Source organism: Bradyrhizobium sp. CCBAU 051011 (assembly GCF_009930815.1).
Lineage (GTDB): Bacteria > Pseudomonadota > Alphaproteobacteria > Rhizobiales > Xanthobacteraceae > Bradyrhizobium.
Genome location: NZ_CP022222.1, coordinates 1115671 through 1134585, shown reverse-complemented (window position 1 = coordinate 1134585; position 18915 = coordinate 1115671). Strand labels below are relative to the sequence as shown.

The window sequence follows — 18915 nt, the reverse complement described above, 5'->3', positions numbered from 1 at the left end:
ACGCAGTCAGACTGCGGAAAATGCTTTCCCGTTACTCAGGTTGATCCGCGAAGAGCCTGACCATCTGGTCCGGTTCGATCAGAACGGAGAGGACGACGCCGATGAACGTCAGGCTTCCGGCGAGGTCGAACCACATGATGCGGAATCGGTCGCGCCGGCAGAGCAGCGCGAAGCCGGCCGTCAATGCGGCAACGCCAAAAAGCAGGGTGACGATCGCGGGTGCCAAGGCATCCACCGGCACCACGTTCCGGATTCCCACGCTCGCGAGCAGCGCCACAAGCAGGATGCCGGCAAACAACTCCTTGCCGCGAGCCGCGGGGGTCCGGGGGGTCGTTTCAACAATCTGACTGCGGTCTAAGAAAGCCATCTGATTCTTATTCGCGAGCAGAGATTGTGGTAGGGAACATCACCTACCCGGTTATTCACTCTAGCTAGTTTAGTAAACATGAAACGAGGAAAACATCAAGACGTTTTCGCTGAACGGCTTGCCGGTAAGGCTGTGCCGGAAGTGAAGCAATTGCGGAAACTGGCTGGGGACTGGCTCAAGCAGCGACGGGCGGATGCCGAATTGTCGCAGGCGGATCTCGCTGCACGTCTTGGCCTGAAGTATTACACTTTCATCTCACAGGTCGAGAACGGCTTCAGCCGAGTTCCAACTGAAATCATGGGGGCATGGGCCAACGAATTAGGTATTGAACAAGCAGCCTTCGCGAAGCATCTATTAATGTACTACGAGCCGGAGTTGCACCGGCTGCTGTTCGGAGCGGAAAGCAAATGAGCGTCGTTGCGTTCGAGCGCAAACAGAACCCCGGCGAATGGAGCGAAAGGGAACTGAGCACCATCCTGGTGGCACTGAGCGCCGCGACTGCGCCGGGGACCGGACGCGAATGGGAAACCGGCACGACGGAAAAGGGCGACGTCCAATTTTATCTGCTGAGCCCGCTGCCGGATCAGGCTTGCGAATTGTGCGTTTCCCGAATCGACGGCCGCTACATCCTGGAAGACGGCTTCGGGCGGCTGCTGTTCGAGCATCGAAACCTCGATCTTGTTGCGCTGCACGCCAAGGCCGCCGTCCCGTCGACATCGTGGCTCATGGTCCGTGCGATTACTTTGTGGTGTGCGGTTCGGGGCGCGCTCCACGAAAAGGCCGAGCCGTGGCTCGTCGAAGGTGAAGAACTGTTCGTTCAGTTCGTCCCGCAACTCGCGGCTTTCGCCTGATTTCCTGATCACCTCCCAATTTTGAAAGTGCCATGAGCGCAAAATCTGCGACATCCCGGGCGCGCAAGACGCCCCGCAAATCGGCAATCGGCAAGGCGGCCGGAGCCGCCAAGGCGACAGCGACCAAATCAAAGACCGGGCGGTTGCCGGAATGGAATTTGGCCGATCTCTATTCCGGCATCGACGCCCCCGAAATCGCGCACGATCTGCAAAAGATGGACGCGGACTGCGTTGCGTTCGAGACGGATTACAAAGGCAAGCTGGCGGAAGGCGTCGCCAAGGATGACGGCGGAAGCTGGCTCGCCGCAGCCGTCAGACGCTACGAGGCGATCGACGACCTTGCCGGCCGGCTTGGCTCCTATGCCGGCCTCGTTCATGCCGGCGACAGCGTCGATCCCGCGATCTCCAAATTTTATGGCGACGTCTCCGAGCGGCTGACCGCGGCCTCGCTGCATTTGCTGTTCTTCGCGCTTGAACTTAACCGCGTCGACGATGCCGCAATCGAGCGCGCGATGCAGACGCCGGAGCTTGGGTACTACCGTCCCTGGATCGAGGATCTGCGCAAGGACAAGCCGTATCAGCTCGAAGATCGCGTCGAGCAGTTGTTTCATGAAAAATCCCAGAGCGGCTATGCCGCCTGGAATCGGCTGTTCGACCAGACCATCTCCGGCCTGCGCTTCAAGGTCGGGACCAAGGAGCTTGCGATCGAGCCGACGCTCAGTCTGTTGCAGGACCGCGCACCGGAAAAGCGCAAGGCTGCGGGCCAGGCGCTGGCCAAGACCTTCAAGGACAATGAACGTACCTTTGCGCTCATCACCAACACGCTCGCCAAGGACAAGGAAATTTCCGATCGCTGGCGCGGCTTCAAGGACGTTGCGGATTCGCGCCATCTGAACAACCGCGTCGAGCGCGACGTCGTCGATGCCCTGGTCGCTTCGGTGCGCGCGGCGTATCCGCGGCTGTCGCACCGCTACTACAAGCTGAAAGCCGGCTGGTTCAAAAAGAAGAAGCTCGCGCATTGGGATCGCAACGCGCCGCTACCGTTTGCGGCGACCGGCACCATCGCCTGGCCCGAGGCGCAGAAGATGGTGCTGACGGCGTATCGCGGCTTCTCCGCCGAAATGGCCGCGATCGCGGAACGCTTCTTCACCGATCGCTGGATCGATGCGCCGGTGCGCCCGGGCAAGGCACCGGGCGCGTTCTCGCACCCGACCACACCCTCGGCGCATCCCTATGTGCTGATGAACTACCAGGGCAAGCCGCGCGACGTGATGACGTTGGCGCATGAGCTCGGCCATGGCGTGCACCAGGTGCTGGCGGCGAAGAACGGCGCGCTGATGGCGCCGACGCCGCTGACGCTAGCCGAGACCGCGAGCGTGTTTGGCGAGATGCTGACCTTCAAGCGCCTGTTGTCGCAGACCGGCAACGTCAAACAGCGCCAGGCGCTATTGGCCGGCAAGGTCGAGGACATGATCAACACCGTGGTGCGGCAGATCGCGTTCTATTCGTTTGAGCGTGCCGTGCACACCGAGCGCAAGGATGGCGAACTGACCGCCGAGCGCATAGGCCAGATCTGGCTCAGCGTGCAAGGCGAGAGCCTCGGGCCGGCCATCGACATCCGCCCCGGCTACGAAAACTTCTGGATGTACATTCCGCACTTCATCCATTCGCCGTTCTATGTCTACGCCTATGCGTTCGGCGATTGCCTGGTGAACTCGCTCTATGCGGTCTACGAGAACGCCACAGAAGGCTTCGCCGAGCGCTATCTCGCCATGCTCGCGGCCGGCGGCACCAAGCACTACTCCGAACTGCTCAAGCCGTTCGGGCTCGACGCCAAGGATCCCAAATTCTGGGACGGCGGGCTGTCGGTCATTGCCGGCATGATCGACGAGTTGGAAGAGATGGGCTGACCCTCGCGGCCACGAAACGGATTTGTGATGGGCGCGGACACAATTTCAGCCGCCGTCGCCCGCCATGATGACGGTGGCGACAGGAGGGGAGGGCCCCATGATCGACACCCCGACGCGGCGTGCGGTGCTAGGAGCGGGCGTCTTCGCAGCCGGTTCGCTGCTCATGATCGATGGCAGCGTGGCTCAGGCCCCGCTTGTTCCGACGCCCGAATGCCGCGACGGCGACGACGCCACAGTGGCGCAAACCGAAGGACCATACTTCAAGCCATCGTCGCCTGAGCGAACCGAGCTGTTCGAAGAGGGCATGGCGGGGCAGCCGATCGAACTAGTCGGCTTCGTGCTCACCCGCGCCTGCAAACCGCTCGCTGGAGCCTTGCTGGATTTCTGGCAGGCGGATGACAAGGGCCGCTACGACAATTCCGGCTTCCGTCTGCGCGGCCACCAGTTCTCCGATGCGGAAGGGCGCTACAAGTTGCGCAGCGTCGTGCCCGGCGCCTATGTCGGCCGCACCCGCCATATCCACGTGAAGGTGCAGCCGCGCGGCGGCCGTGTGCTGACCACCCAGCTCTATTTCCCCGGCGAGCCGAAAAACCGCTCCGACGGCCTGTTCCGCAAGGACTTGCAGATACGCACAGCCAAGAACGCGGGGTGGCTGGCCGGACGTTTCGACTTCGTGCTCGGGTAGGGGGCGCCGCGCTAGAGGCCGTAAAACATTTGTTGAACAGGTGGCCTGAGGCGTGTTATACAGTTTGTATAACGGAGCTTGCGCCCATGAACAAAACCCCTCGCGGTATGGAGGAGGCCTCTCGCGAATACAAGCTGGAGGACACTGCCCTTCAAATTCGGAAGATTGGCAATTCGGTTGGTGTGATCCTGCCGAAAGAGCTTCTTGCCCGGCTCAATCTCAAGGAGGGGGATAAGTTCTACCCGGTCGAACAACCGGACGGCAGTCTGCGGCTTTCGCCATTCAACCCAAAGCACGCACGGACCATGGAAATCGCCCGCCAGGTCATGCACGAATATCGCGATACGTTTGCCGCGCTTGCAAAATGAGCGAGCCAATTCGGCTCGACGTCGATGAAGTCATCGACATGCATGCCGAGCAACTGGCGATATTCGGCGGTCCGGAAGGCATTCGGGATCACGGCCTTCTCGAGTCGGCGGTTTTGCGGCCGGTCAACCAATGGAATTACGGACAGAAGGATATGGCTGCACTCGCTGCGGCCTATGCCTTTGGTCTCGCCCGTAACCATGCATTCGTGGACGGCAACAAGCGTATCGCGTTCCACGCCATGATGGTGTTCCTGCGCGTCAACGACATACCCTTTGCTCCTGATCCGGCACACGCAACGGCCATCATCCTCTCCCTCGCCGCGGGCGAGGTCAGCGAGGAAAGCCTGACCCGCTGGATCCGGGATAATTGGCCTTCCGAATGACCCGATAGGCAGGGGGCCGTTGCCCTCCCAAACGCTTTGCGGTAATTGCACGCGAGAAACACGGATTTTCACTGGGGATACCGATGGCAGACCATAACGAAGTGGCCTACACGACCGCTGACGGCAACGACTATGTGGCCCATGAGCAGACCTATGAAGGTTTCATCATGCTGGTCAAATACGGCACCGCCGCCGTCGTGATCATCGTCGCCCTGATGGGCTACTTCCTGACCTGACGCGTCGCTGCCTGCACCCGCCCACGCCGGCGGTGAAAAAAATTGCACGCATGCCGGTTGCGAAACCGGTATCCAACTAAGCGAAAAAGACGCTAGTTTGCTTGCGCGCGCCTGCCGCGCAGCGGGGGAGGCCTCATGAAGATTGCCGTTGCCAAGGAAATCGATCCGTCCGAACCGCGGGTTGCCGCTTCCCCTGATACCGTGAAGAAGTTCAAGGCGCTCGGCGCCGAGGTCGCGATCGAGCCGGGCGCGGGCATCAAATCGGGCCTGCCGGATTCCGAATTCACCGCTGTTGGAGCCACCGTCAGCGCGGACGCGCTGAAGGACGCCGACATCATCATCAAGGTGAAGCGGCCGGAAGCCTCCGAGCTTTCGCAATACAAGCGCGGCGCGCTGGTCATCGCCATCATGGACCCTTACGGCAATGAAGCGGCGTTGAAGACGATCGCGGATGCCGGCGTCGCGGCATTTGCGATGGAATTGATGCCTCGCATTACGCGCGCACAAGTCATGGACGTGTTGTCCAGCCAAGCGAACCTCGCCGGCTATCGCGCGGTGATCGAGGCGGCCGAGTCCTTTGGCCGTGCGTTCCCGATGATGATGACCGCGGCCGGCACCGTTCCGGCGGCGAAAGTGTTCGTGATGGGCGTTGGCGTCGCCGGCCTGCAGGCGATTGCGACCGCACGCCGGCTCGGCGCCGTCGTCACCGCGACCGACGTGCGGCCGGCGACGAAAGAGCAGGTCGAGTCGCTCGGCGCCAAGTTCCTCGCGGTCGAGGACGAGGAGTTCAAGAACGCCCAGACCGCCGGCGGCTACGCCAAGGAAATGTCGAAAGAGTATCAGGCCAAGCAGGCCGCACTGACCGCCGAGCACGTCAAGAAACAGGACATCGTCATCACGACGGCCCTGATCCCTGGCCGCCCGGCGCCAAAGCTCGTCAGCACTGACATGGTGAAATCGATGAAGCCGGGCTCGGTGCTGGTCGACCTTGCCGTCGAGCGCGGCGGCAATGTCGAGGGGGCCAAGGCCGGCGAGGTCGTCGATGTCGATGGCATCAAGATCGTTGGCTACACCAACGTCGCCGGCCGTGTCGCGCAGTCGGCCTCCAGCCTTTATGCCCGCAACCTGTTCTCGTTCATCGAGACGATGGTCGATAAGCCGAACAAGGCACTCGCGGTCAACTGGGACGACGAGCTGGTGAAAGCCACTGCGTTGACCAAGGACGGCGCCGTCGTCCATCCGAACTTCCAGCCGAAAGCCTGAGGAGAGAAGCCATGGAGCACGTCGCTCAAGTAGTCGATCCCTTCGTATTCCGGCTGTCGATTTTCGTCCTCGCCGTCTTCGTCGGCTATTTCGTGGTCTGGTCGGTGACCCCGGCGCTGCATACGCCGCTGATGTCGGTGACGAACGCGATCTCCTCGGTGATCGTGGTCGGCGCGCTGCTAGCGGTCGGCGTGCCGATGATCTCGAGCGGCAGCGGCTGGGCGCGCGGCTTCGGCTTCGTCGCGCTGATCTTTGCCTGCGTGAATATCTTCGGCGGCTTCCTTGTCACCCAGCGCATGCTGGCGATGTACAAGAAGAAAGCCAAGTGAAGATCGAGTGAAACGACGAGCGAGCGGCGTGCACCTCGCGGTGACGAAGACAATGGGGACCTGAGATGAACGCCAATCTGGCTGCATTGCTGTATCTCGTGGCGGGGGTGCTCTTCATCCTGTCGCTGCGCGGACTGTCCAGTCCCGCGACGTCACGCCAGGGCAACCTGTTCGGCATGATCGGCATGGCGATCGCGATCGGCACGACGCTCGCAAGCCATCCGCCGGCGGACGGCGTCGCCTGGGTGCTTGTGATCCTGGGCATCGCCATCGGCGGCGCGATCGGTGCCGTCATCGCGCGCAAGGTGCCGATGACGTCGATGCCTGAGCTGGTCGCCGCTTTCCACTCGCTGGTCGGTATGGCCGCGGTCCTGGTCGCCGCCGGCGCCTTCTACGCGCCCGAGGCCTTCGACATCGGCAAGCCCGGCGCCATCCACGCCTCGAGCCTGGTCGAGATGTCGCTTGGTGTTGCGATCGGCGCGCTGACCTTCACCGGCTCGGTGATCGCGTTCCTGAAGCTTTCCGCGCGCATGAGCGGTGCGCCGATCATCCTGCCCGGCCGCCACATCATCAACATTGCGCTGGCGCTTGCGCTGGTATTCTTCATTTTCGGCCTGGTGCGGTCCGGCAGCGCGATCGACTTCTGGCTGATCACCATCATCGCGCTGGTGCTCGGCGTGCTCATGATCATTCCGATCGGCGGCGCCGACATGCCGGTCGTGATCTCGATGCTGAACTCCTATTCGGGATGGGCCGCGGCCGGCATCGGCTTTACACTCGGCAATTCCGCGCTGATCATCACCGGCGCGCTGGTCGGCTCCTCGGGCGCGATCCTGTCCTACATCATGTGCCACGCGATGAACCGCTCGTTCATCTCGGTCATCCTAGGCGGCTTCGGCGGCGAGACCGCGGCCGCGGGCGGCGGCTCCGGCGAACAGAAGCCGGCAAAGCTCGGCTCGGCCGATGACGCCGCCTTCATCATGAAGAACGCATCGAAGGTCATCATCGTGCCCGGCTATGGCATGGCGGTGGCGCAGGCGCAGCACGCGCTGCGCGAAATGGCCGACCTCTTGAAGAAGGAAGGCGTCGAGGTGAAGTACGCGATTCACCCGGTCGCGGGCCGCATGCCCGGCCACATGAACGTGCTGCTGGCGGAAGCCAACGTGCCCTATGACGAGGTGTTCGAGCTCGAGGACATCAACTCCGAATTCGCCCAGGCCGACATCGCCTTCGTGATCGGCGCCAACGACGTCACCAATCCGGCCGCGGAAGAAGACAAGACCTCGCCGATCTACGGCATGCCGGTGCTGCAGGTCTGGAAGGCCGGCACCGTGATGTTCATCAAGCGCTCGCTGGCGTCGGGTTATGCCGGCATCGACAATCCGCTGTTCTATCGCGACAACACCATGATGCTCCTTGGTGACGCCAAGAAGGTCACCGAGAATATCGTCAAGGGGATGTGACGCGATCGAAGGAAATTCATGACCGCGCTGAAATGGCTGCTGATCATCGTTTCGGCGGGTTATGTCTCTGGTCTGCTTGCGCTGTTCTTTGCGCAGCGCGCCGTTCTGTATCCCGCTCCGACGAGCGCGCGCACGGCACCTGCTTCGGCGGGTTTTCCCGAAGCTGAAGAACATGTCCTGGCCACGGCTGATGGTGAGAGGGTCATCGTCTGGCATGTTCCGGCGAGGCCCGGTCGTCCGGTCGTCCTCTATTTCCACGGCAATGGCGATTATCTCGCCGGTTTCTTCGGCCGCTTTCGCGGCCTGATTGCCGACGGGATCGGAATCGTCGCGCTGTCCTATCGCGGCTACGCCGGCTCCAGCGGGCAACCGAGCGAGCAGGGATTGCTGCAGGATGCCGCGGTCGCCTACGGCTTCACGGCGAAGCGATACAGCACGGACAGAATCGTCGCATGGGGATTTTCCCTCGGCACCGGCGTCGCCGTCGCGCTGGCGGCCGAACAGCCGGTCGGAAAGCTGATCCTGGAATCGCCCTATACGTCCATCGTGGACGTCGCCGCTTCGGCGTTCTGGTTTGCGCCGGTAAGGCTATTGATGCGGGATAGGTTTCACTCCGACCAGCGCATCGGCCGGATCCGGGTTCCGCTGCTCGTGATGCATGGCGCGCTCGATCCCACGATACCCGTTGTCTTTGGCGAACGGCTGTTTGCGCTGGCGAACGAGCCGAAACGGTTCGTCCGCCTCGCCCGCGGCGGTCATAACGATCTGGACAATTTCGGCGCGATTGAAATCGCGCGGAATTTCATCAACCTTGCGAAAGGGTCGATGCAGGGACGGTTGCATCTTCCATCCCCGAACCGGTTGGGAACTTGACCGCATGAGTGCACACGGACGAATGCCGCAATCGGCGTGGATATTCCCCGCGCTGGCGATGCTGCTGTTCGCCGTGGCCTCCGGTCTCGGGCTCACTTTCACGCCGTCCGTTGGTGGTCTTGTATTCGCGGTGGTACTGCTGTCGATCCTGTTCGGCACCGTGTTCGCCGCCGTGCACCATGCCGAGGTGATCGCCGAGAGAATTGGCGAGCCCTACGGCACCCTGCTGTTGACGCTTGCGGTCACCATCATCGAAGTCGCGCTGATCGCCACCATCATGCTCGGCGAAAAGCCGCAGCCCGCGTTGGCGCGAGACACCGTGTTTGCCGTGGTGATGATCGTGTGCAACGGCCTCGTCGGCCTCTGTATCTTCATTGGCGGCCTGCGCTACCGCGAGCAGGATTTTCAGGTCTCGGGCGCGAACCTCTATCTCAGCGTGCTGTTCGTGCTGGCTACGATTACGCTGATCATGCCCAATTATACGCTGACAACACCGGGGCCGATCTATTCGTCGGTGCAGCTTGGCTTTGTGGACCTGGTCACGCTCATGCTCTACGGCGTGTTCCTTTATACCCAGACGATCCGGCATAGTGATTACTTCATCAAGGGAGGCGCCGGTGCTGCCACCGAAACGTCATCCCTGTCGAACCGGATGCTGGCGCTCAGCATCGCGCTGCTGCTTGTCTCCTTGCTTGCGGTGGTGCTTCTGGCGAAGAAATTTTCGCTCGTGGTCGATGTCGTGACCGCGATGATCGGCGCTCCACCGGCGTTTGCCGGCGTGCTGGTCGCGGTCCTGATTCTGCTCCCGGAGGGGGTCACCGCCATTGCAGCTGCGCGCAACAATGATCTGCAGAAGAGCATCAATCTTGCGCTCGGATCGTCGCTGGCGACGATCGGGCTGACCATTCCAGCGGTCGGCGTGGCCACCTATGTGCTCGACAAGGAACTCGTGCTCGGGCTCAACAGTCAGGGCATGGTGTTGCTGCTCCTCACGTTTTTCCTGAGCATGCTCACCTTCGGCACCGGCCGAACCAACATCCTGTTCGGGCTGGTGCATATGGTGGTGTTTGCCGTGTACCTGTTCATGGTATTCGTGCCGTAATTGCCCCGGAGTGAACCCGATATGCTCGCCGCCAAGTCCGATGTTCAGGTCGATACAACCGAAGTCCGCGTTACCGAATGGCGGCTGGCGCCGGGCAGCGCGACCGGCCATCACACCCACGAGATGGACTACGTGATCGTGCCGGTGACGTCGGGCGAGATGACCATTGTCGCGCCGAACGGCGAGCGGACCAAGGCGCAGCTCGGGGCCGGCAAATCCTATTTCCGGAAAGCCGGCGTCGAGCACGATGTGCTGAACGAGACGACAAGCGAGATCGTGTTTCTGGAGGTCGAGCTGAAGCCCTGACCCGCCACCTCGGGTCCACGTCTGCTTCGCCGGGCAGGGACTTCGTATGCTGCGCTGCGGCCTGGGAGAAGGACAGACGCAACCTGGTTCCACCCGACCTGCACAGGAACTGCTGAATTGCCACCGATCCGTCGCAGTTGATCCCTCAATGTGCCTCAAAGTTCCGGCAATTGAGCACCCCCGCGGGGAGTGGCAGGAATGCTGAATTATCTGAAGAAATTTGCGGTGGACATCTTCCCCTCGGTGGCTGCGACCGTCATCGGGGCGTACATCGTAAACCACTACATCGTGAGCAAGCCCGCGGACGCTCCTCCCGCCGCCGCGGTATCGCCTGCCACCCCCAAGGGGGACGGCAAGGCTGAAGCCAAATCCGATGCCAAGTCTGATGATGCCAAGTCTGATGCTGCCAAGCCGGTTGAGAGCACGGCCAGCAATCTCCCGGCCGCAGGCGTCAAGGCGCGGGGAATCTCCGAGAAGGCCATCATGGAGAAGACTGCGGCCGAACGGCCGGCAGTGGTCGAGAAGGCCCAGAAGGCCGACGAAAAGGCTGAGGCCAAAGCCGACGCCAAATCCGATACGAACAAGTCCGATACGAACAAGTCCGACGTGAAATCGGCCGAAAGCCCTGCTGACGCCGATCGCCGTCACGCTGCGGCGCCGCGTGAAAAGGAAAAAATTCGGGTCGTGCTGCCATCGCCGATCCAGCCTGTGAATTCTTCACCGGCTCCGGTTGCGGCGGCTGCCCCGCCCGCGCCGCCGGCCGCCCCTGTCGAGACTTCGGCTGCGCCGGAAGAGCGCCGCGATGCCAACGATCTGGCGCGCGCCGCGATCGAGCGCCTGCGCGCTAACGGCGAAACGTCGCCACGCAGCCCCGAGACAGTCCGCGCTCCCGAGGCGCCGAAGGCCGCGGCTGCGCCGGCGGTCACGAATGCGCCTGCCACCGCGCATGCGCCCGCGCTTCGTCCGCTGCCGCCGCCGATCATGGTCTCGGGCTCATCCGCCGGCGAACCCTATGGTCAGGCTTCGTCGGGTCAGACTTCATCGCAGGCACGGCCGCCTTATGCCGACGCCGGCAACCCGAACCGCCCGATCCCGCCCGCCGAGATTCCCGTCTCGCGTCCGCTCGATCTACGTGCGGAAGTCGCAGAACCTTCCGTACGCGAGCGCGCCACGGCGGCTGCCGAGGACGCGCTGTCGACCGCCAAATCGATCTTCCACTCGGTGCTGCCGAGGTAATCCAACATAGCGTTTTCGAGCGAAGCATGCCCCCAGGCTTGACCCGGGGTCGCATCCTGCGCGCAAAGAAAACGCGCCAGTATGAAAAGATCTAACCGCCGGTGCGCGCAAGCCCGCTTCGCGCGGCCTCGTCCTTGGGCCGGAGCGCGAGCGCACGGCCATAGGATGCGAACGCCTTGGCCTTGTCGCCGAGCCGCTCATAGGTGACGCCACGGGCCGACCAGGCTTGCGCGCTGTTGGGATCGGTCTGCACCGCCTCGTCGAGATCGGAAGCGGCTTCCTTGGCCTTGTCGATCGCGAGGTAGCTGGTGGCACGCGCCAGCAGCGGCTCGACCCGCTGCGGCGTCAAGCCATTGGCCGCAGTGAAATCCGCGATCGCCTGCTCGTGCTGCTTCTCGCCCTGATAGATCAGGCCGCGTCCATACAGGGCCGGCACGTTGTAGGGATCGAGTGCGAGCGCGCGGTCGAATTCAGCCATCGCCTCATCGGTCTTGCCGGCCTTGGCGAGCGCCTGGCCGCGCGCCGCGTGACCCTGGGCATCACTGACGCTTTGTCCGCTGATGGTGCCGGTCGGCTTCTGTTCGAGGACCTGCGGCTTTTCCTTGTCCGATCCCCATGAGCCCAGGTCGAACGAACAGCCGCAGAGAGGAAGAGCAAAAACAGTTGCGAGCAGCGCGACAGATGCGGCCGTCAAGCGCGAGGCGCGGGAAGAGGCATTGCAATCCGTAACGGCCATGCAGCGGAAGACTTTCGGATTCGATGCAGTAATTCGTAACCTGCCGGGCGCTAAAATGCATCGACCAAAATAGCCGCAACGCGACCGGGGCGATTGCCGTCCAACGTTTTTCCGGATCGCGGCCGGGTCGCCACGGCCTTGCGCAAGTGATGCGGAAGACCGGACGGGCCGCGCCCGACAACATTCGAGTCGATTTGCCTGCGCCCAAAAACAAAACGCGGACCCGAGGCCCGCGTTTTCAATTCAGATATCTTGGAGAACGCGCTCAGCGCGGTCCGCGCGGACCTGCACCCGGGCCGCCACGACCGCCAGCGCCACCACGGTCGCCACCGGGACCAGCGCCGAACACCGGCTTCGGCTTCATCGGCAGCAGGCCTTCGCGCTGCAGCTTCTTGCGGGCCAGCTTGCGCGCGCGGCGCACGGCTTCGGCCTTTTCACGGGCCTTCTTCTCGGAGGGCTTTTCGTAGTGTCCGCGGAGCTTCATCTCGCGGAAGATACCCTCACGCTGCATCTTCTTCTTCAGCGCCTTGAGGGCTTGATCGACATTGTTATCGCGAACGAGAACCTGCACGCGGCATCCTCTTCAATTGATCGGATAGGAATTCTGGTAAAGTGAAGGGCCGGCGAAAGGCCTGGCCCTCAACCCTGAGCGCGGGCATGTAGCAGACAAAACCGCCAATGTCCACCGGAGAAGGCGGTTTTCGGCCCGGGGACGTCACCAAAATCGGCGGAATTCGGCCAATACAGGCCCGGTTTCCGCAGATAACGAGCCCCTCACGGGCCCCTCCCTAGCATCCGGGAACGCAAAACATGCGGGAGGCGCGTATGAATACCAAAAAATATACCGCTGAAGCGATCGGCACGTTCTGGCTCACTTTTGCGGGATGCGGCAGCGCGGTCATTGCCGCCGGCTTCCCGCAGGTCGGTATCGGCCTGGTCGGTGTGTCCCTGGCGTTCGGGCTGAGCGTCGTGACCATGGCCTATGCGATCGGACACGTTTCCGGTTGCCATCTCAATCCCGCCGTGACGGTCGGCCTTGCGGCTGGTGGCCGCTTTCCGACCGGTCAGATCCTGCCTTATGTCATCGCGCAGGTGATTGGCGCGGTCGCGGCCGCGGCGCTGCTCTATGTGATCGCAAGCAGTGCGCCTGGCTTCGATCTGGCCAAGGGCTTTGCCTCCAATGGCTATGACGCACATTCGCCCGGTCAGTACGGCATGGTGGCCTGCTTCATTACCGAGGTGGTGATGACCATGATGTTCCTGTTCATCATCATGGGCGCCACCCACGGCAAGGCGCCTGCGGGCTTTGCGCCGCTGGCGATTGGCCTTGCGCTGGTGATGATTCATCTCGTCAGCATTCCCGTCACCAACACGTCGGTGAACCCAGCGCGCAGCACGGGCCCAGCGCTGTTCGTCGGCGGCTGGGCGCTGGCGCAGCTCTGGCTGTTCTGGGTTGCACCGCTGATCGGCGGTGCGCTTGGTGGCGTGCTCTATCGCTGGCTCAGCGAGGAGCCGGTTGGCATCGTGGAAGGCGTAAGGACGGCCTGATCTGCAACCGAACTCGGCGAGCACACCGCGCTATTTGTTGCTCGCCGGGACCACTTCGGTGACATGGCCCATCTTGCGGCCCGGCCGGGGCGGGCCCTTGCCGTAGAGGTGCACGGTGGCGCCGGGCACCGTCAGCCACTGCTCGTAGTCGAGGATATCGTCGCCGATCAGGTTGGTCATGACGATCTCGCCGTGACGAACCGGCTTGGCGAGCGGCCAGCCGGCAATCGCACGGATGTGTTGCTCGAATTGCGAGACCGAGGCGCCATCCAGCGTCCAGTGCCCGGAATTATGCACCCGCGGCGCGATCTCGTTGACCAGCACGTGCGGTCCGCCGTTTCCGCCAACGACGAACAACTCGACCGCGAGCACGCCGACATAGTCGAGCGCATGGGCGATCTTCTCGGCGACGGCACGCGCCTGTGCCGCCAACTCGTCCGAAATCGCCGCCGGCACGCGCGAGAATTTCAGGATGTGATCGCGGTGCTCGTTTTCGGTGACGTCGTAACACTCGACCGTACCGTCCGCTCCGCGCGCGGCGATCACGGAGACCTCGCGCTCGTAGGGAACGAAGGCTTCGAGGATCGCGGATTTGGTGCCGAGGTCTTCCCAGACTTGAGCCGGATCATCGCCCTCGCGAATGATCGCCTGGCCCTTGCCGTCGTAACCGAAGCGGCGGGTCTTGATCACGGCGGGAAGGCCGATGCGGGCAATGGCGCTCTGCAGGCTTTCCACCGACGATACGTCGGCATAGTCGGCGGTGCCGATGCCGAGCCGCTTGACGAAATCCTTTTCGATCAGCCGGTCCTGCGTGGTCTCCAGGATCTTCTGCGCCGGCAATACCGGACGCCGCGCATCCAGCACCATGGCGGTGGCGGCCGGCACGTTCTCGAATTCATAGGTGATGACGTCGACATCGTTGGCGAACAACTCCAGCGCCTCGACATCGGCGTATTCGGCGCAGGTTGCGTTCAGCACCACGTCGAAGGCGGGCGAATCCGGATCCGGCGAAAACACCTGGCACTTGAGGCCAAGGCGCGCCGCCGCCATGGCCAGCATCCGGCCCAATTGTCCGCCGCCGAGAATTCCGATGGTGTCGCCCGGCTTCAGCTTCACCTTGCCTGAAGCCGTCACGCCGAACCCTCCGGACGCTCCTTGACCGCATCGGTCTGCTGCTGGCGCCAGGCGGCGAGCCTGCCCGCGAGCGGTGCGTCATTCAGCGCGAGCACGCTGGCCGCGAGCAGGGCGGCGTTGATGGCGCCTGCTTTGCCAATCGCCAGCGTGCCGACGGGAACGCCGGCCGGCATCTGCACGATCGAGTAGAGCGAATCGACCCCCGACAACGCCTTGGATTCGACGGGAACGCCGAAGACGGGCAGTTCGGTCAGCGCCGCCGCCATGCCGGGCAGATGCGCAGCGCCGCCGGCGCCGGCAATGATCACCTTGAAGCCGGCGGCCTTGGCGCCCTTGGCGAAGGCAAACAGCCGGTCCGGGGTCCGATGGGCCGAAACGATGCGTTTTTCACAGTCGACCCCGAGTGCGGCCAGGGTCTCGGCGGCGTGGCGCATGGTCTCCCAGTCGGACTGGCTGCCCATAATGATGGCGATCGGTGCGGTCATCTCGTCAATTCTGTCCGGGAATCCAGAAACATAGGCCGATTATAGGATCGGCCAGGGGCTCATCCAAGGCGTGGCAAGGGATCAGGAATGGACTATCCTGTCTTGGTGAATCCCGGCAAGCCTTCATAAGCGTGCCTGCACAGGGAAGGCCATGAAGAAGAAAACCAGGGCGGCCGCCTCCAGGGCCGGAAAACGGCCTAAAAGCGCGGCTTCCGGGCAAAAATCCGCACCGCGGCGATCCTCCGCACCGACCTCCCGGCCGCCGGCCACCTCCAACGACACCAAGACGACGATTCGCCGGCTGAAGGCGCAACTGGCCCAGACGCAGGCGCAGATCGAGGAACTTCAGGCCTCCGCCGATACCGACTTCCTGCTGGGCATCCCGAACCGGCGCGGCTTCGAGCGCGAGCTCCATCGCGCGATCGCCTACATCAAACGCTACCGCGCCTCCGGCGCCCTGGTCGTGCTCGACGTCGATCGCTTAAAGCCGATCAATGATGCCTTCGGACATGCCGCGGGCGACCAGGTGCTCAAGGCCATTGTCGCGGCGCTGTTGGCGCAGGTGCGCGCTTCCGACGTGGTCGGCAGGCTCGGCGGCGACGAGTTCGCACTGCTGCTCTGGAATCTCAGCGAGACCGACGCCAGGGCCAAGGCGGCCGCGCTTGAAGAAGCGATCGATCGCCTCACCTTCGTGTTCGCTGGTCGCACCATCACTGCGGGCGCTTCCGCGGGCGTCTCCGTTCTCGATACCCACTCCGAAGTCAGCCGCGCGCTGGAAGCGGCCGACAGCGCCATGTATGTGCGCAAGGCCCTGCGGCGGCATGAAGTGAATTCGTAGATATGTAGCTGGGCAAAGGCGCGAAGCGCCGTGCCCACCATCAGACAAGCGTTAAAGAAGGTGATGGGCACGCTTGCGCATTGCCCACCCGGCGAACTCCGATCAGCGGTCCGTCACAACCCGCTGAGATCGTCCGGCACATTGCCGAACGTGCGCAGCAGTTTCGCGTCGCCGAATTCGCCGATCATGGGATCGCCGCTGCGGCTGAAGGCGACGGCGCCGATGCTGCCGGCCATCCGCGACATCGTCTCGGCACGGCGCAACGCAGTGGTCGGGCTCTGGCATTCTTCCGCTGCGCCCGCCACCGGCGAGCCGCTATCGTCCTGCAGGAATGGCATTGCGACGTAGTAGGTGACATCGGCCATTGTCTTGCTCCGGGGTTGAATGATCAGGCGGCGTCGCTTTCCACACGGGAGGCTCTCGCCGGCACGCAGCCGGCGGCGATGGCCGCTTGCAATTCCTCCAGCTCGATTTCCAGATACTCGTTCGCCATGATCAGCGCCTTGATGGTCGAGCGCAGATTGCCGTCGCACATCGCAATGGCCTGGTCGCAGGCCTGCTCGTGACGGCTGTTGTCGGACAGGGGTGAAGGGGCGGACATGGCAGACTCCCTGGGCTGGCGGCAGGGAGATATGTTCTCTTTTTGTTCTCGTGGAGTCAAGGCGCATCCGCCAATCGACAGCCTGTTTTTGCGCCGGCCGCCCGGCGCGAGCGTCGCCCCGCCGCCGGGGTGTGGATGTCGGGGAAAAACGATCTGCTGAAACGCTGACGATTTTGCGCGCCGAACTGGCCGAACCAAGCCAGCGCAACGATCAGGCGATGATGTCAGGCGTGATCTGATCTTCGATGAAGGCGATGCGGTCGCGCAATTGCAGTTTGCGCTTCTTCAGCCGCTGGAGCCGTAACAAGTCCGGTGCCGGCGACTGATGCAGCGCGTCGATCGCCGCATCGAGATCGCGATGCTCCTGCTGCAGGCGGGCGAGCTCGTTTTCAAGCTCGCGCTCATCTTCGTCGGTCATGGTGTACGTTAGCTGAAAGCGCGATCAGGTTGCGAACGGATTCTTCGAAGGCTGGCGGTGAATATCGTCGCTGCGCGGCCGCTCCGCAAGCTGACCCGGTTCCATAGTCACGATTGGTTACAGATAAATCCGAAAATATGAGGAGGCTCGCTTCTGGAAATCCCATCGACAGATTCCAGGGCTGGTGTACACTCCGCCGTCCGGATCGAATCTGAGGTTTCACCCACCGAGGAGATTTCGTATGGCTCTACAGGCGCATCTTGTTGAACTTGAACGTAAACACAAGATCCTCGAGAACGAATTGCACGAAGCGCTCGTGCACCTTTCCACAGACGACCTGCAAATTGTCGAGTTGAAGCGCCGCAAGCTAATGGTCAAGGACCAGATCGAGCGGTTGAAACAAACCGCCGACGAAACCCTCCACTAACCAGTCCCACAGAGTATTCGAAACGCCACGCAGCCAGCCGATGGGCGCAGATGCGCTCATCGGGCTGATGATGCTTGTACGGTCCCGTTCAGCGTTCGGCCAGCGTGCCGACATGATCGGCGATCGCGAGCGACGACGTCAGCCCTGGCGATTCGATACCGAACAGGTTGATCAATCCGGCCACGCCATGATCGGCGGGGCCCTGGATCAGAAAATCCTGCGTGGCGACGGCCGGCGGCACGATCTTCGGCCGGATTCCGGAATAGCTTGGCATCAGCGCGCCGTCCGGCAGCGTCGGCCAGTAGCGCCGGATCGCGGGATAGAATCGTTCGGCGCGGGCAGGGTCCACCGCATAGTCGATGCTCTCGACCCATTCGACGTCGGGGCCGAACCGGGCCTGTCCGGCCATGTCGAGGGTGAGGTGCACGCCTAATCCGCCGGGCTCCGGCACCGGATATATCAGCCGTGAAAATGGGGCCCGTGCGCTGCAGCTGAAATAATTTCCCTTGGCGAGATAGGCGCAAGGAATCATTTCGATCGGCATGCCCTCGATGCTGCGCGCGACGGCGGGCGCGCTTAAGCCAGCCGAATTGACGAGCAGGTTGCATGCAAGCGTCATCGGCGCATCGCCACCGGCCTCGATTTCGATCCGGCCGCCGCTGGCCTGAGCGTGCAACAGCGGGGTGTGGAATGCGAAAGCCGCGCCGGCTTCCTCCGCATCGCCCCGCAGCGCCAGCATGTAGGCGTGGCTGTCGATGATGCCGGTGGACGGCGAAAGCAGCGCCGCATCGCAATTCAGCGCCGGCTCCAGTTCGCGCGCCGCCTCGCCCGTGAGCAATTGCATGTCGCCGACGCCATTGGCTTCGGCATGAGCGCGGATCGATTGCAGCTTTTCGGTTTCCTTCGGCGTCGTCGCCACGATCAGCTTGCCGCAGTTGCGGTGCGGGATGCCGTGGTCGCGGCAATACCGGTAGAGCGCACGTTTGCCGCTGACGCACATCTGCGCCATCAGGCTGCCCGCGCGGTAATAGATCCCGGCATGGATCACCTCGCTGTTGCGCGAGGAGATGATGGTGCCGATACCCTCGGCGGCCTCGAGCACGATCACTTCGCGGCCCGACTGGGCCAGCCGTCGGGCGATCGCGAGCCCGACGACCCCCGCTCCGATGACGACGCAATCGACCTTGTCCATGTCTGCTTCAGGCTCGGAAATCTGGCGCAGGAATCGGCGCTTGCCACGCTCGGTGATGACAGCTTCGTTCGCTGAAGCCGTCGAACAACCCATTGGTTTGTCTCGACATACGCCGCCAACGCAGTCCCGTTAGTAAAGCATTAATCATGTCAGGCCAATTGCCG

26 protein-coding genes are annotated in these 18915 nt (G+C 62.9%); 17 read left to right on the top strand and 9 right to left on the bottom strand.

Annotation, left to right across the window (positions count from 1 at the left end):
- Positions 1-31: 31 nt before the first annotated feature.
- Positions 32-367, bottom strand: coding sequence for a hypothetical protein (locus tag ACH79_RS05470; RefSeq protein ID WP_161850096.1), 336 nt, complete (start codon positions 365-367; stop codon positions 32-34).
- A 78-nt stretch (positions 368-445) separates the two neighbouring features.
- Here ACH79_RS05470 and ACH79_RS05465 point away from each other — a divergent pair, with 78 nt between their 5' ends.
- From ACH79_RS05465 to ACH79_RS05400, 14 genes are all read left to right on the top strand, one after another.
- Entirely contained in the window at positions 446-778 is a 333-nt protein-coding gene (locus tag ACH79_RS05465) for a helix-turn-helix domain-containing protein (RefSeq protein WP_161850095.1), read from the top strand.
- On the top strand, positions 775-1218 hold the full coding sequence (locus ACH79_RS05460) for a hypothetical protein (RefSeq protein ID WP_161850094.1): 444 nt from the start codon (positions 775-777) through the stop codon (positions 1216-1218). The genes ACH79_RS05465 and ACH79_RS05460 overlap by 4 nt, the downstream gene beginning before the upstream one ends.
- Positions 1219-1250: 32 nt before the next feature.
- Entirely contained in the window at positions 1251-3128 is a 1878-nt protein-coding gene (locus ACH79_RS05455; RefSeq protein WP_161850093.1) for a M3 family oligoendopeptidase, read from the top strand.
- Between the two features lie 97 nt (positions 3129-3225).
- Complete coding sequence (locus ACH79_RS05450; RefSeq protein WP_202639176.1) at positions 3226-3813, top strand: intradiol ring-cleavage dioxygenase; 588 nt, start codon at positions 3226-3228, stop codon at positions 3811-3813.
- 107 nt (positions 3814-3920) lie between these two features.
- Positions 3921-4181, top strand: a complete 261-nt coding sequence (locus ACH79_RS05445; RefSeq protein ID WP_057838483.1) for an AbrB/MazE/SpoVT family DNA-binding domain-containing protein — start codon at positions 3921-3923, stop codon at positions 4179-4181.
- Positions 4182-4219: 38 nt separating this feature from the next.
- Positions 4220-4564, top strand: a complete 345-nt coding sequence (locus ACH79_RS05440) for a type II toxin-antitoxin system death-on-curing family toxin (protein ID WP_246738441.1) — start codon at positions 4220-4222, stop codon at positions 4562-4564.
- Positions 4565-4647: 83 nt separating this feature from the next.
- Positions 4648-4800 carry an aa3-type cytochrome c oxidase subunit IV gene (locus ACH79_RS05435; protein WP_057858656.1) on the top strand — a complete coding sequence of 51 codons (153 nt, stop codon included), beginning with the start codon at positions 4648-4650 and terminating at the stop codon, positions 4798-4800.
- A gap of 135 nt (positions 4801-4935) precedes the next feature.
- Complete coding sequence (locus ACH79_RS05430) at positions 4936-6063, top strand: Re/Si-specific NAD(P)(+) transhydrogenase subunit alpha (RefSeq protein WP_161850090.1); 1128 nt, start codon at positions 4936-4938, stop codon at positions 6061-6063.
- A gap of 11 nt (positions 6064-6074) precedes the next feature.
- Positions 6075-6392 carry a proton-translocating transhydrogenase family protein gene (locus tag ACH79_RS05425; protein ID WP_161850089.1) on the top strand — a complete coding sequence of 106 codons (318 nt, stop codon included), beginning with the start codon at positions 6075-6077 and terminating at the stop codon, positions 6390-6392.
- Between the two features lie 65 nt (positions 6393-6457).
- Positions 6458-7855 (top strand): NAD(P)(+) transhydrogenase (Re/Si-specific) subunit beta, encoded by a 1398-nt coding sequence (locus ACH79_RS05420; protein ID WP_161850088.1) that lies wholly within the window; start codon positions 6458-6460, stop codon positions 7853-7855.
- A gap of 18 nt (positions 7856-7873) precedes the next feature.
- Positions 7874-8728 carry an alpha/beta hydrolase gene (locus tag ACH79_RS05415; protein WP_161850087.1) on the top strand — a complete coding sequence of 285 codons (855 nt, stop codon included), beginning with the start codon at positions 7874-7876 and terminating at the stop codon, positions 8726-8728.
- Between the two features lie 4 nt (positions 8729-8732).
- Complete coding sequence (locus ACH79_RS05410; protein ID WP_161850086.1) at positions 8733-9830, top strand: calcium:proton antiporter; 1098 nt, start codon at positions 8733-8735, stop codon at positions 9828-9830.
- Between the two features lie 21 nt (positions 9831-9851).
- Positions 9852-10136: a cupin domain-containing protein gene (locus ACH79_RS05405; RefSeq protein ID WP_161850085.1), complete on the top strand. Its 285-nt coding sequence runs from the start codon at positions 9852-9854 to the stop codon at positions 10134-10136.
- 198 nt (positions 10137-10334) lie between these two features.
- Positions 10335-11372 (top strand): hypothetical protein, encoded by a 1038-nt coding sequence (locus ACH79_RS05400; RefSeq protein WP_161850084.1) that lies wholly within the window; start codon positions 10335-10337, stop codon positions 11370-11372.
- Between the two features lie 91 nt (positions 11373-11463).
- Here the strand turns inward: ACH79_RS05400 and ACH79_RS05395 are convergent, their stop codons facing one another.
- Together ACH79_RS05395 and rpsU are read right to left on the bottom strand one after the other, a co-directional pair.
- Positions 11464-12108: a tetratricopeptide repeat protein gene (locus tag ACH79_RS05395; protein ID WP_161850083.1), complete on the bottom strand. Its 645-nt coding sequence runs from the start codon at positions 12106-12108 to the stop codon at positions 11464-11466.
- A gap of 265 nt (positions 12109-12373) precedes the next feature.
- The gene (gene rpsU / locus ACH79_RS05390; RefSeq protein WP_057838472.1) at positions 12374-12679 is read right to left on the bottom strand and encodes a 30S ribosomal protein S21; all 306 of its coding nucleotides are present in this window, start codon (positions 12677-12679) and stop codon (positions 12374-12376) included.
- A gap of 254 nt (positions 12680-12933) precedes the next feature.
- On the opposite strand from rpsU, the gene aqpZ reads away from it, so the two are divergent.
- On the top strand, positions 12934-13656 hold the full coding sequence (aqpZ, locus tag ACH79_RS05385; RefSeq protein ID WP_161850082.1) for an aquaporin Z: 723 nt from the start codon (positions 12934-12936) through the stop codon (positions 13654-13656).
- Between the two features lie 30 nt (positions 13657-13686).
- Here the strand turns inward: aqpZ and ACH79_RS05380 are convergent, their stop codons facing one another.
- Together ACH79_RS05380 and purE are read right to left on the bottom strand one after the other, a co-directional pair.
- The gene (locus ACH79_RS05380; protein WP_161850081.1) at positions 13687-14790 is read right to left on the bottom strand and encodes a 5-(carboxyamino)imidazole ribonucleotide synthase; all 1104 of its coding nucleotides are present in this window, start codon (positions 14788-14790) and stop codon (positions 13687-13689) included.
- Positions 14787-15275 carry a 5-(carboxyamino)imidazole ribonucleotide mutase gene (purE, locus tag ACH79_RS05375; RefSeq protein WP_161850080.1) on the bottom strand — a complete coding sequence of 163 codons (489 nt, stop codon included), beginning with the start codon at positions 15273-15275 and terminating at the stop codon, positions 14787-14789. The genes ACH79_RS05380 and purE overlap by 4 nt, the downstream gene beginning before the upstream one ends.
- 151 nt (positions 15276-15426) lie before the next feature.
- Between purE and ACH79_RS05370 the strand changes: the two genes are divergently transcribed.
- Complete coding sequence (locus ACH79_RS05370) at positions 15427-16113, top strand: GGDEF domain-containing protein (RefSeq protein WP_161850079.1); 687 nt, start codon at positions 15427-15429, stop codon at positions 16111-16113.
- 113 nt (positions 16114-16226) lie between these two features.
- On the opposite strand, the gene ACH79_RS05365 is transcribed toward ACH79_RS05370, so the two are convergent.
- The 3 genes from ACH79_RS05365 to ACH79_RS05355 all read right to left on the bottom strand — a co-directional run bounded on the left by ACH79_RS05365 (position 16227) and on the right by ACH79_RS05355 (position 17132).
- Positions 16227-16478: a hypothetical protein gene (locus ACH79_RS05365; protein ID WP_161850078.1), complete on the bottom strand. Its 252-nt coding sequence runs from the start codon at positions 16476-16478 to the stop codon at positions 16227-16229.
- A gap of 23 nt (positions 16479-16501) precedes the next feature.
- Entirely contained in the window at positions 16502-16714 is a 213-nt protein-coding gene (locus tag ACH79_RS05360; RefSeq protein WP_161850077.1) for a hypothetical protein, read from the bottom strand.
- 211 nt (positions 16715-16925) lie between these two features.
- Positions 16926-17132, bottom strand: coding sequence for a YdcH family protein (locus ACH79_RS05355; protein WP_027538800.1), 207 nt, complete (start codon positions 17130-17132; stop codon positions 16926-16928).
- A 241-nt stretch (positions 17133-17373) separates the two neighbouring features.
- On the opposite strand from ACH79_RS05355, the gene ACH79_RS05350 reads away from it, so the two are divergent.
- A complete protein-coding gene (locus ACH79_RS05350; RefSeq protein ID WP_057858669.1) occupies positions 17374-17559 on the top strand; it encodes a YdcH family protein in 186 nt (61 codons plus the stop codon).
- Positions 17560-17647: 88 nt separating this feature from the next.
- Here the strand turns inward: ACH79_RS05350 and ACH79_RS05345 are convergent, their stop codons facing one another.
- Positions 17648-18751: an NAD(P)/FAD-dependent oxidoreductase gene (locus tag ACH79_RS05345; protein ID WP_161850076.1), complete on the bottom strand. Its 1104-nt coding sequence runs from the start codon at positions 18749-18751 to the stop codon at positions 17648-17650.
- Between the last annotated feature and the right edge of the window lie 164 nt (positions 18752-18915).